The following is a 12,105-nucleotide window of genomic DNA, read 5'->3' on the forward strand; positions in this document are numbered from 1 at the left end:
GAGCTGTGATTGTCAAATTAGCTCACGAAAAAGGAATTCAGGTAGTCCCATTAGTTGGACCAAGTTCAATACTTTTAGCATTAATGGCGAGCGGTATGAACGGTCAAAGCTTTGCATTTACCGGCTACTTACCTATCGATAAAAACGAAAAGAAAAGCGCCTTGAGAAATTTAGAGAGAGGGTCTCAAGAAAAAAATCAGGCGCAACTTTTTATGGAAACACCGTATAGAAATAATAAATTTTTAGAAGATATTTTAACCACACTTCATCCACAAACTAATTTGTGTATTGCATGCGATGTTACGTTACCGACAGAATATATAAAAACAAAAACCGTAAACGACTGGAAAAAACAAAAGGTCGATTTACATAATCGACCTTGTATTTTTATTATTCAAAAAAATTAGTTTGTTGTAACTTTTGCAAATCTATTAGAAATAACATTTGAAGTGTCATATCCATTAAATCTTTTAATATAAGACCTCAATGAAGTACCAAATCCGTCTCTAAAACCATTTTTCCCATTACTTCTAAGGTATGCTTTTACTGAACTTGCACCCGCTAAATGCGCTGCAGCTAATAATCCCGATTCTGTAATTTTGATTCCATTAATTATTCTACCTGAATAATTTTTAATTTCTTTTCTTAACTCCCATTTATTTATGCATAATAAAGCATAAAAAGCATCTTCTTGTAAGTTTGGGTTGTTAAGGAAGTTTTTGAAGTTATATACACCAATGTGTCGTAATGTGCTTCTTCCGAATTGGTATTTCCCCATGTAACCATAAGGATTCACCAGAGTGTATATGCCAGCAGATTCTTTGACTCCTAGGGCTTGTGTGAAACCGATATAAGTATTTCCCGTGTAAGGTATAGAAAAATTCAACTTAACCGATTCGTCTTTTGAAGGTACTCGATATTCAAAAACTTCCGAATCATCGATATGAAATCCTGTTACAGATTCTTGTTTAAATGCTTTAAAACCAGAACTAATAATGGCAATAAATGCAATGGTAACTCCAAAATAAATAATGTCTTTTCTCATGTAAATTTATTTCTCAAAAGGGTAAAAAATTTGATTTTTTACATTGTGTTTGATTGACATAAATCATACCACTCCAATTGAATTAGCTTGGCAAAGATACAACATTTTTTATTATTTTTCTGAAAATCAAGTAATTAACATTTTGTTAAGATGTGATAAACCTTCAAATTACCGTATAACCATCTTGATTAATAGGACATTAGAGAAAACAAAAAAATCAAAATAAAAATCAAAAAAAATGAAAAATTAAGACGATTTTAGATGTTTTTAAAGAAATTGAAAGAAAATAAATACGGAAAAAAGCGCAAAAACAAACTACTTGAAAAATGTATTTATAATGTGATTTGTATAAATAATAGCGCCCTCGTTATTTAGATGGCCGCAAGATGAAAAATAACGATCATCTGTAACCGTATTTTCAAAATTATTAATTTCTGGATATTGTTTTTTTACTTTATCAAAATAATCTAATCCTTTAGTGTTTTGACACATAGGTGTCATTACTACGATTAAATTAATTTTATTTTGCTTACACATTTTTTTTATGGCCTCATAATGTTTATTTCGGATCACTTTTAATGTTGAAATATCATTTTTCATGCTTCCTTTTTTATCAGAGATTAAGGGGTAATATCCTTTATTATAAAGCGTATTTGTTGGTTTTTCAGCAAGTACTTCATATACTTCTCTAAAACCAATTTTAGCATCAAATTTTATATATCTGTAAAAAGGTATATAATATAGTTGTATAAAATCAGGTTCGTTTTTATAATGTTCTTTAATAATTGAATTCGTATGAATGTAGGGCATAAAACGCGCCGTTGTTCCTTCGTCTCTTTTTTCATTACAAATACTTAAATCCGCTTCAAGAATTAAATTCTTAATTTGAAATTTGTTGGCAATCATTACTTTTAACAATAAAGACGTTTCAAATAAATGCGAACCACTTATGCCATAATTAAAAGAATTTAGTCCTTTCTTTTCAAACAAATCCGTTACAAAATGATTGTTGGCTCGAGAAGTTCCCATAATGACTACATCATATTTTTTTCCAAATGTATGCAATACGTTTTCTACTTTATTTCTTTCAGAAGATTGAGAAATTATTGTAGTAAAAATAACATCTAAAAACAATGAAGCTATAAAAAGTATAAAAACAAAAAGAACTGTGAGTTTAAAAAAACGTTTCATTAAAACTGAAAATAAATAAATTCTTTATAATCTGAGAATACTCCTAATGCCAAAATAACTAAAATGCAAAACAGTAATTTTATGTTTTCAAATTTTCCAGAAATGGGTTCTGTTTTATATTTGTTAAACCATTCAAATAATACAAAAACACCAATTAGCCATAACAATTCTGGAGCATAACGAGCATTATTTAAATATTGACTATCAAAATTTAAATTGGTGAACATGTTCTTTATGTACAAAATGGCATCAGAAATAGATTTTGCTCTAAAAAATATCCAAGCTAAAGTGGTTATTGAAAAAGTAATAAGTATTTTAAAAATCGTTTTTATTCCTTTAATATTCCATTTAAAATGAATGTCTTCTAAGTTATTTCTATTTTTATTTTGTAGTAATAAAGGCAAAAAGTAGATGGCATTCAGAAATCCCCATGCAATAAACGTCCAATTAGCACCGTGCCAAAAACCGCTTACCAAAAAGATAATAAACGTATTACGAACTTGCATCCATTTTCCGCCTTTACTACCGCCTAAAGGAATGTATAAATAATCTCTAAACCAGGAAGACAAGGATATATGCCAACGTCTCCAAAATTCGGCAATATCCCTTGAAAAATAAGGGAAATTAAAGTTTTTCAACAAATCAATGCCAAATAATTTTGAAGTCCCTAACGCAATATCTGAATATCCTGAAAAATCACCATAAATTTGAAAAGCAAAATAAATCGCACCTAATAATAAAGACAACGAATTCATTTGTTCCTGATTATTAAACACTTCGTTAGCATACAAAGCACAAGAATCTGCAATGACTACTTTTTTTACCAATCCCCAAATAATTTGATGAACGCCTTCTTTAGCTTTTTCGAAATTAAATTCTCGTTTTACTTTTACTTGCGGTAATAAGTGTGTGGCTCTTTCAATAGGTCCCGCAACTAACAAAGGAAAATAACTAACAAAAAGCGAATAGTCTATGAAGTTTGTCTCGGCTTTTATACGTTTATTATAAATATCGATAACGTATGATAAGCCATGAAAGGTATAAAACGAAATTCCGACAGGTAGAATTACTTTAATTAACAACGGATTTACTTGAAATCCGAAGCCATTAATTAATTCGGTGAATGAAATGGCAAAAAAGTTGTAATATTTAAAAACACCTAAAAATCCTAAGTTAATTAATACACTCAACCAAAACCAGAATTTACTTTCTTTAACCGATTTACTTTTTTCTATTTGAATCCCAGAAAAATAATCTAAAAGCGTAGAAAAGACTAATAAAAACAAGAAACGCCAATCCCAACAAGCGTAAAAATAATAACTTGCAATAATTAATAAACTATTTTGCCAAGATTTATTTTTATTAAAAACAAACCAATATAAAATAAAAATTATTGGTAAAAATATAGCAAAATGAAGGGAATTAAAAAACATAATCTATGAACCAATGGCTTGATAAATGAAACCAATTTTTTCTAATTCTGCTTTGTTTAATACATTTCTTCCATCAAAAACAAAAGCAGGTTTTAGCATATTGTCATAAATTTTTTGCCAATCGTAGGTTTTAAACTCGTCCCATTCTGTTAAAACAGCAACGGCATGTGCATTATTACATGCTTCGTAGCCATTTTTGTTTACTGAAATGTGTTTTTTATTTTCTTCCGCTGAACGAGATTCTAAATAATTTAAATCCGAAAGAATTTGATTTTCTGCAACTTTTGGATCAAAAACAGCAATATTTGCACGTTCACTAATTAAATCATTTGCCACATAAATAGCAGCAGATTCACGAGTATCGTTTGTATCTTTCTTAAAAGCCCATCCTAAAAAAGCTATTTTTTTACCTGAAACGGTATTGTATAACGTATTAATTATGTTTTTAGAAAAACGGCGCTTTTGATGGTCATTCATAATAATTACTTGTTCCCAATAATCGGCAACTTCATTTAAACCATATGATTTAGCAATATAAACTAAATTTAAAATATCTTTCTGAAAACAAGAACCACCAAAACCTACTGATGATTTTAGAAATTTTGAACCAATTCTGCTGTCTAAACCAATGGCTTTTGCTACTTCATTTACGTCAGCACCTGTTTTTTCGCACAATTCACTCATCGCATTAATTGAAGAAACACGTTGTGCTAAGAAAGCATTTGCGGTTAGTTTTGATAATTCAGAAGACCAAACATTAGTTGTCAAAATAAGGTCTTTGTTTACCCAATTTGCATACACCTCCACTAATTTACGAATAGCCTCTTGACCTTCAACTGTTGTATCTCCACCAATTAACACTCTATCTGGAGCAAATAAGTCTTCAATTGCAGTACCTTCAGCTAAAAACTCAGGATTCGATAAAATTTGAAAATTCACACCGTTTCCTGTATTGTCTAAAATATCTTTAATTGCCTGGGCAGTTCGTACCGGTAAAGTTGATTTCTCAACTACTATTTTATCTGTTTTAGCTACACGAGCAATTTGCCTGGCACATAATTCGATATATTTTAAATCTGCTGCCATACCTTTTCCTACCCCGTACGTCTTTGTGGGCGTATTAACTGAAATAAAAATTAAATCAGCGTCTTCAATAGCTTGATCCACTTCAGTTGAAAAGAATAAATTTCTTCCTCTCGCTTCAGCAACTACTTTATCTAATCCAGGCTCATAAATAGGCAATAAACTCACATCTTCATTATTCCAAGCGTTAATTCTGTCTTGATTTAAATCAACTACAGTTACTTTAATATGTGGACATTTTTGAGCAATAACCGCCATAGTTGGACCTCCAACATAACCCGCACCAATACAACAAATATTTTTAATCATCTTATACCTTACTTTATCTTTACTATTTTCTTTTACTTGTAAGAAATCTTAAATAGATTTCATAGAAGACTCAAAAGGAATTCTTTGTAATAAACTTCTTCCTAATGTAACTTCATCTGCGTATTCTAATTCGTCACCAACTGAAATACCTCTTGCAATTGTTGACACATTTATTGAAAATGGTTTAATTTGCTTAAAGATATAAAAATTAGTAGTATCACCTTCCATAGTGGAGCTCAATGCAAAAATAATTTCTGAAACTTTTTGTTGCTTTACTTTTTCTACCAAAGAATTAATATTTAATTGGCTTGGAGAAATACCTTCAATAGGAGATATTTTACCACCTAAAACGTGATAAATTCCTTTATACATTCTAGTATTTTCAATTGCCATAACATCTCTAACATCTTCAACTACACAAATTATCGAATGGTCTCTCGATGAATTATTGCAAATTTCACATACCGCAAAATCAGAAATATTATGACAATTTTGACAATAAATAATTTCATTTCGCATTTTAGTCACTGCATCTGTTAATAAAAGTGTTTGTTCTGCTGGTTGTTTAAGCAAGTGCAACACCAATCTCATCGCCGTTCGTTTACCAATACCTGGTAACATTGCTACTTCATTAACTGCATTTTCCAATAATTTTGACGAGAATTCCATTTTGCAAATATATTAAAAAGAAAAAACCTATTTACATAAATATAAATAGGTTTTTTACGATTTTATTTTGTGCTAATTTAAAATTTGTGCAGAAATAATAGCTTTTTTTGCTTCTTTTTCAAATATTGACTTATGTTTGGGCTGAAACATAGACGTTACCACAATACAATGGTCAGCATCTGTTTCTTTTAATATAACTTCTAAGAAAAACTCTTTCGTTTTTTCCACTATAATATTTCCTGAATAGAAAAAGTACTTTAGACCTGCATTTTCAAATTCACCATTTTGTAAATTCTTTACACCATATGCCGCATCTTTTTTCATTTCCTCCATCAAATCAGTATATTTTTTTGGAACAATCATACCAACCAAGGCGGCCTTAGGATCTTCAGAAAAATAGGCATTTCCTTCACTTTTTGTATATAAAGATTTATTAAAATCCATAAAAATTACAACCGCAGGAGCGAGTTTTTCTTTGCTTTCTAATTTTTGACCAAATGCAGTACTGCAAACCATAAAAAAAGTTAAAAAGCTTACGAACTTTCTTGTAAATAAATTTTTCATCTTAATTATTTTTTTCAAATTTAAACAAATATGCCACTAATATACATTATTCTATTATTTTTGTAAAAAAAACTTATGCAACCAATCACAATTCTACTATTTTTTATTTCGTATTTTATTGTTTTGTTTGGAATTTCATATTTCATGAATAAAAAATCGGGCAGCAGTAACGATACTTTTTTTAAAGCAAACAGTAAATCACCTTGGTATTTAGTAGCTTTTGGGATGATTGGAACAGCGCTTTCAGGTGTTACTTTTATTTCAGTTCCTGGTGCTGTAGAAGCCAATCAATTTTCTTATTTTCAATTTATTTTAGGAAATGCAATTGGATTTATTATTGTTGCCACCGTATTATTACCGTTATATTACAAACTTAATTTAACTTCAATTTATACATATATTGAACAACGATTAGGGTATTTTAGTTATAAAACTGCATCTTTTATATTTTTACTAAGTAGAACCATTGGTTCGGCTTTTAGATTGTATTTAGTTGTTTTAGTATTACAAAATTTTGTTTTTAACACTTATGGCATCCCTTTTTGGGCAACCGTTTTGATAAGTCTGGGACTTATTTTTGCATACACATATAAAGGCGGGTTAAAAACAATTATTATTACAGATACATTACAAACTGTATTTTTAGTAAGTTCTGTGTTTTTTACTATATATTTTGTTTGTGATAGTTTAGATTTTGGATTTAGCGAAGCCATTGCAAAAATTAATGATTCGAAATATTCTAAAATTTTCTTTTTTGAAGATTTTATAAGTTCAGGGCAACATTTTGTAAAACAAATTTTAGGGGGAATTTTCGTAACCATCGCAATGGTGGGATTAGATCAAGATTTAATGCAGAAAAATTTAAGCTGTAAGAATATCAAAGAAGCGCAAAAAAATATGTTTACGTTTACAGGAATTTTTGTAATCATTAATTTATTTTTCTTGAGCGTGGGTGCACTATTGTATTTATTCGCAACAAAGAACAACATCCCAGTACCAGTATTAGATGGTGCAGTAAGAACCGATTTGTTATTTCCTGAAATTGCATTCAATCATTTTGCTTTAGTACCAGCAGTTGTGTTTTTATTAGGATTAACCGCTGCCACTTTTGCGACAACAGATTCCGCTTTAACTGCATTAACTACTTCATTTTGTATCGATTTTTTAGGAATGGAAAAAAAAGAAGAAACAAAAAACACAGTAAAAACAAGACATCTTGTGCATATTGGATTTTCATTGGCAATTTTTTTGGTGATATTAATTTTTAATTCATTAACCAATCAATCAGTTGTAAAACTAATATTCAAAGTTGCGTCGTACACCTACGGACCGCTTTTAGGATTGTTTGCTTTTGGAATTTTAGCCAAAAATCGTTCTGTGAATGACAAATTGGTGCCGTTTATATGTTTATTATCACCTGCCATAACTTTTTTAATAAGTATAAATTCTGGAATTGATGCGGAAGCACCAAAATTAATTCCATATGCTTTTGCGGAAGAATTAATAATAGTAAACGGATTGATCACTTTTATTGGATTGTACTTAATAAGTAAAAAAGGTGAAATTAATACTGATTTGTAGCTAATAAAACCAACGTGCAAGCTATTTCAAATTCGATATTATTTTGTTTTAATATTTCATAAAATGCTGGATTTTCAGTTCCCGGATTAAATAATACTCGTCTTGGTTTTAATGAAATAATATAGTCGTAATATTCTTCTTGATTCTTTGGATTTAAATATAATGTAACGGTATCAATTCCAGTAAATGGAAGTTTTGATGTTTCAATATTCACATCTAAAGCCATGCCTTCTTTAGTACCGATAGCTACTACTTGGTGTGATTTATTTATTAAACTTTGAATGGCTTTATAAGCATATCTGTCTTTATTTGTGGTGGCACCTATAACTAACGTTTTCATTTTTTTTTGTTTTAAGTTGTACTAATTTACAAAATGTTTTTTAATTTACATTTAAATAATTGTATTATAAATTCTATCTTTGAATAACACGATATATTTGCAAAAAAAACTATGGACATTTTTATTTATTTATTTGCCGCTTTATTTTCTGTATTAAATCCGATTGGAACCGTACCTATTTTTGTTGGATTAACACAAGGATATTCCGCTTCGGAACGATCTAAGACTTCTTTAATTACTTCAATTAATGTATTTGTAATTTTACTTATATCATTTTTTGTGGGTCAATATGTATTGTCTTTTTTCGGAATTACCATTACTGCGTTACGAATTGCAGGTGGAATAATTATAGCCAGTTCGGGCTTTTCATTATTAAATGGAAACTTTAGCAAGAATAAAGGAATTAATAAAAAGGTTCAGAAAGAAGTAGAAACTCGCCAACATATTGCTTTGACACCTTTAGCAATGCCAATGCTTGCTGGTCCTGGATCTATTTCTTTATTAATTGCCTATTATCAAGAGTTGACAGAAACAGATGCTTCTATTTCCACATCGGAAATTTTATTTTCTTGTTTTGCGATTTTAGCTGTAGCTATATTTATTTATTTGGTGTTACGAAGTGCACATTATTTAGCGAAAATATTAGGTTCTTCAGGAATTGTTGCCATATCCAGAATCATTGGATTTTTAACCATTGCAATCGGGATTCAATATATAATTAGTGCCGTATTAAGTATTATTAGAGGAATTTAAATTTAGAATACTACTAAACAAAAATTCCAAATTCCAACTGAGTAATGTTGAAATTTGGAATTTAATCATTTAACAATTTATTTTTATTCTGCTTTTGGTAAGAAAACCTCAGCCATCATACAACGAGCACTTCCTCCACCGCACGCTTCAATAATATCTAAACTTGCGTGTAAAATATCACAGTGTTTTTCGATTTTATCAATTTGTGATTTTGTTAAACTTTGATATGCTGAATTGCTCATTACTAAATACCGTTTATCTGCTGCACCTCGAACTTGCAACATATTACCTGCAAAATTATTTACTTGTTCTTCTGTGATTAAAATAATTTCTTTACCGTCAGCTTTAAGGTTTTCTAAAACCATTTTGCGTTCTTTTTTATCATCTATACAATCTGCACAAATTACGGCAAACGTTTCCGAAATACACATCATTACATTGGTATGATATATCGCTTTTCTTTCTCCATTTACAGTTTGGAAGGCTTCAAAAATAATGGGTGACATATCAAAATCTTCACAAAATTCAATAAATAATTCTTCGTCAGCTCTTGGCGAAAGCGCGCAATACGCTTTATTAAATTCCCTATCTAAAATTAAACTTCCAGTTCCTTCTAAATAGACATTATCTTCTTCAGCAGAAGTATAGTCCATTATTTCAGTTATTTCAAAACCTTTATCTTCTAAAACATCTAATACATCTTCTCTACGCTCTAATCTTCTGTTTTCGGCAAACATCGGATATAAAGCCACATCGCCAGTTTCGTGAAAAGAAATCCAGTTGTTTGGAAAAATACTATCTGGTGTATCAGGTTCTTTTTTGTCTTGAATTACAATTACTTGCACGCCTACACTTTTTAATTTTTCAACATATGCATCAAATTCCTGCACTGCTTTAAAATTTACTGTTTCTGGAGTTAAATCATCTAAAACTTTTTGATAATAATTGTTTACAGCGGTTTGTTCGTTCATACGAAACGCCACAGGACGAATCATTAATATGGTGTTGGTAGTTTGTTTCATAATTTGTTTTGTTATAAGACTCTTAATCTCTTATTAATGGTAAAGTAGAACAACGTAACAGTCCTTCTTGTTTTGAAATTTCGGCATATGGAATTTCTTCTACTGTAAAACCGTTTTGGCGTAACCAAGCATTTAATCTTGTAAAATTTTTCTCAGATACAATTACGTCTGGAGCTATTGAAAAAATATTTGAGTTCATATGATACATTTCTTCTCTTTCAATATGAAACAAATTATCTTTACCAAATAAATTTACAAGAAACATATAATCCGCTTCCTCACGAAAACCACTTTTATAAATTATTCCTTTATTTGTTCCGATTGGCTGAAAGCAACAATCTAAATGTAACGCATTATCTCGTGGTTCAATTTTAGATTTTACCAAATCAAAGGCTTTAACTATTTTATTTGGAAACAAATTTTGGATGTATGCTACTCCTTCCATATTAGTTCTTGCCGTAATGTAATCTTTATAATCGGAACCTTTATATGTGCCAATAAAAATATAATCATTCCAAGGCATTACATCTCCACCTTCGATATGAACATTTTCGGGTGGACGAACCACTTTTTTTGGATTAATTTTATCAATTATGTATTGAATGGCATCTAATTCTCGTTCTCTATCCGGCAAAATATTAGCTTTAATAAAAATATCATCAATTACAAAACCAATATCTCTTGAAAAAATTTGGTTATAATTTTCAATTATTTCTGGTCGATAAACTTCTACATTATATTTTTGAAAAACAGCATTAAAAGCTTCCATCTCAGCAACCATATCTGCTTCAACAGGATACGTTCCAGCTATAATATGTTCTAAAGATTTTGGATCATAAGCTTCTTCAACTTTAGGTGTTGGTCCATTACTAATAGCGGTTCCAAGTACTACGGCTCGTAATCGTGAGGTTTCGTTTTTTACATTTAATGATAACATAAAACTGTTTTTTACAAATATAGAAAATTGATAGCGATTGAGAAAGATAGAACTTTGGTTTTATTGGAAAAGTTTGAACGCGAATTAAAAAGAAATTTACAATTTGTTAAAATAATATTTTGTGTATTGATTTCCAATTACTTATCTTTGAACAAACTTAAAACTAAATTATTATGGGATTATTAAATTTTTTTAGCTCATTATTTGGAAAAGCTAAACAAACTGAAGAAAATACGAATGTAAAAAAATCAGAAATTGCTGAACCAAAATTGGAAAAAGCTTCTGAAATAATTGAAGAAAAGCCAATAGTTAAAAAAGTTCCTGTTAAAAAAGCTGCCGTTAAAAAAGCACCTGCAAAAAAAGTAGCAGCGAAAGATAAAGTTGAAAAAACAACAGAGAAAACAACAAAAAAAGTAGCTACAAAGAAAGCTCCAGTTAAAAAAGCTCCAGCAAAAAAGACAACAACAAAAGAAGCTACTCCTAAAAAAACAACTACAAAAAAAGAGTAACCTTTTATATACATACAAAAAAGCTTCAGAAAATTCTGAAGCTTTTTTTATAAATTTAATTGTATCATTAATTTGAAATTACTTCAACTTCTGCATTAGGTTGAAATAAGAACAATCTTCCTGAACTTACTTCTAAACATTCATATCGTTTTACACGTAAAGCAACTTTTTTAAATACTTTTCCGTTTTTGATTCGGAAAGTACTTCCGTATGGAATTTCAAATATATAATTGTACTCCGTGTTTCTTTCATCAAACTGTTTTAAAGCTAAAGACAAAGTGGAATCCGTATCTGAACTTGCTTTGGGATTTCTGAAATGTCGTGCCATTAAAGGCAATATTTGATGAGGAAAAATTTCTGGACGAATAAACGGAATCATTAAATGCTGAAACGTAATTTTCCATTCCTTTCCGTGAGGTAAAATGTTTCTTCCATATTTTTCAAAAGCTACCAAATGCGCAATTTCATGAATTAACGTCATTAAAAATCGGTATTTATTCAAATTAGCATTGACCGTAATTTGATGAAAACCGTCAGGATGCCTACGATAATCTCCGTGACGTGTATTTCGTTCACTTACAATTTTCAAATGCACGTGATTTTGCTTTATTAGTTCAAAAACAGGTTCTACGGCGTGTTCTGGCAAATATTTTTGTAAAACGTTCAAAC

14 protein-coding genes are annotated in these 12,105 nt (G+C 29.8%); 4 read left to right on the forward strand and 10 right to left on the reverse strand.

The window, feature by feature from the left end; genetic code table 11:
• The coding region (locus ACIQZ1_RS07200) for an SAM-dependent methyltransferase (protein ID WP_396160305.1) at positions 1-407 on the forward strand (407 nt) is incomplete at its 5' end.
• Here the strand turns inward: ACIQZ1_RS07200 and ACIQZ1_RS07205 are convergent.
• The 6 genes from ACIQZ1_RS07205 to ACIQZ1_RS07230 form a co-directional block, all read right to left on the reverse strand.
• Positions 404-1,045: a peptidoglycan-binding protein LysM gene (locus ACIQZ1_RS07205; RefSeq protein ID WP_396160306.1), complete on the reverse strand. Its 642-nt coding sequence runs from the start codon at positions 1,043-1,045 to the stop codon at positions 404-406. The genes ACIQZ1_RS07200 and ACIQZ1_RS07205 overlap by 4 nt on opposite strands.
• A 315-nt stretch (positions 1,046-1,360) precedes the next feature.
• A complete protein-coding gene (locus ACIQZ1_RS07210) occupies positions 1,361-2,236 on the reverse strand; it encodes a hypothetical protein (RefSeq protein WP_396160307.1) in 876 nt (291 codons plus the stop codon).
• On the reverse strand, positions 2,236-3,669 hold the full coding sequence (locus ACIQZ1_RS07215; protein WP_396160308.1) for an MBOAT family O-acyltransferase: 1,434 nt from the start codon (positions 3,667-3,669) through the stop codon (positions 2,236-2,238). The genes ACIQZ1_RS07210 and ACIQZ1_RS07215 overlap by 1 nt, the downstream gene beginning before the upstream one ends.
• Before the next feature lie 3 nt (positions 3,670-3,672).
• Positions 3,673-5,061: a UDP-glucose 6-dehydrogenase gene (locus ACIQZ1_RS07220; RefSeq protein WP_396160309.1), complete on the reverse strand. Its 1,389-nt coding sequence runs from the start codon at positions 5,059-5,061 to the stop codon at positions 3,673-3,675.
• A 48-nt stretch (positions 5,062-5,109) separates the two neighbouring features.
• Positions 5,110-5,730 (reverse strand): recombination mediator RecR, encoded by a 621-nt coding sequence (recR, locus tag ACIQZ1_RS07225; RefSeq protein WP_396160310.1) that lies wholly within the window; start codon positions 5,728-5,730, stop codon positions 5,110-5,112.
• A gap of 72 nt (positions 5,731-5,802) precedes the next feature.
• Positions 5,803-6,294 (reverse strand): hypothetical protein, encoded by a 492-nt coding sequence (locus tag ACIQZ1_RS07230; RefSeq protein ID WP_396160311.1) that lies wholly within the window; start codon positions 6,292-6,294, stop codon positions 5,803-5,805.
• Positions 6,295-6,369: 75 nt separating this feature from the next.
• On the opposite strand from ACIQZ1_RS07230, the gene ACIQZ1_RS07235 reads away from it, so the two are divergent.
• Positions 6,370-7,875: a sodium:solute symporter gene (locus tag ACIQZ1_RS07235; protein WP_396160312.1), complete on the forward strand. Its 1,506-nt coding sequence runs from the start codon at positions 6,370-6,372 to the stop codon at positions 7,873-7,875.
• On the opposite strand, the gene ACIQZ1_RS07240 is transcribed toward ACIQZ1_RS07235, so the two are convergent.
• Positions 7,859-8,215: a CoA-binding protein gene (locus ACIQZ1_RS07240; protein WP_396160313.1), complete on the reverse strand. Its 357-nt coding sequence runs from the start codon at positions 8,213-8,215 to the stop codon at positions 7,859-7,861. The genes ACIQZ1_RS07235 and ACIQZ1_RS07240 overlap by 17 nt on opposite strands.
• 111 nt (positions 8,216-8,326) lie before the next feature.
• Between ACIQZ1_RS07240 and ACIQZ1_RS07245 the strand changes: the two genes are divergently transcribed.
• Positions 8,327-8,968 (forward strand): MarC family NAAT transporter, encoded by a 642-nt coding sequence (locus tag ACIQZ1_RS07245; RefSeq protein WP_396160314.1) that lies wholly within the window; start codon positions 8,327-8,329, stop codon positions 8,966-8,968.
• 83 nt (positions 8,969-9,051) lie between these two features.
• Here ACIQZ1_RS07245 and ctlX read toward each other — a convergent pair whose 3' ends face one another.
• Both ctlX and ACIQZ1_RS07255 read right to left on the reverse strand, forming a co-directional pair.
• Positions 9,052-9,990, reverse strand: coding sequence for a citrulline utilization hydrolase CtlX (ctlX, locus tag ACIQZ1_RS07250; protein WP_396160315.1), 939 nt, complete (start codon positions 9,988-9,990; stop codon positions 9,052-9,054).
• A 22-nt stretch (positions 9,991-10,012) separates the two neighbouring features.
• Positions 10,013-10,927, reverse strand: a complete 915-nt coding sequence (locus ACIQZ1_RS07255; RefSeq protein WP_396160316.1) for a dimethylarginine dimethylaminohydrolase family protein — start codon at positions 10,925-10,927, stop codon at positions 10,013-10,015.
• 173 nt (positions 10,928-11,100) lie between these two features.
• Between ACIQZ1_RS07255 and ACIQZ1_RS07260 the strand changes: the two genes are divergently transcribed.
• Complete coding sequence (locus ACIQZ1_RS07260) at positions 11,101-11,436, forward strand: hypothetical protein (RefSeq protein ID WP_396160317.1); 336 nt, start codon at positions 11,101-11,103, stop codon at positions 11,434-11,436.
• A 67-nt stretch (positions 11,437-11,503) separates the two neighbouring features.
• Here the strand turns inward: ACIQZ1_RS07260 and ACIQZ1_RS07265 are convergent, their stop codons facing one another.
• Positions 11,504-12,103, reverse strand: coding sequence for a SprT-like domain-containing protein (locus ACIQZ1_RS07265; protein WP_396160318.1), 600 nt, complete (start codon positions 12,101-12,103; stop codon positions 11,504-11,506).
• Between the last annotated feature and the right edge of the window lie 2 nt (positions 12,104-12,105).

It is taken from the genome of Flavobacterium sp. (assembly GCF_044341185.1).
In the GTDB taxonomy this organism is placed as follows: domain Bacteria; phylum Bacteroidota; class Bacteroidia; order Flavobacteriales; family Flavobacteriaceae; genus Flavobacterium.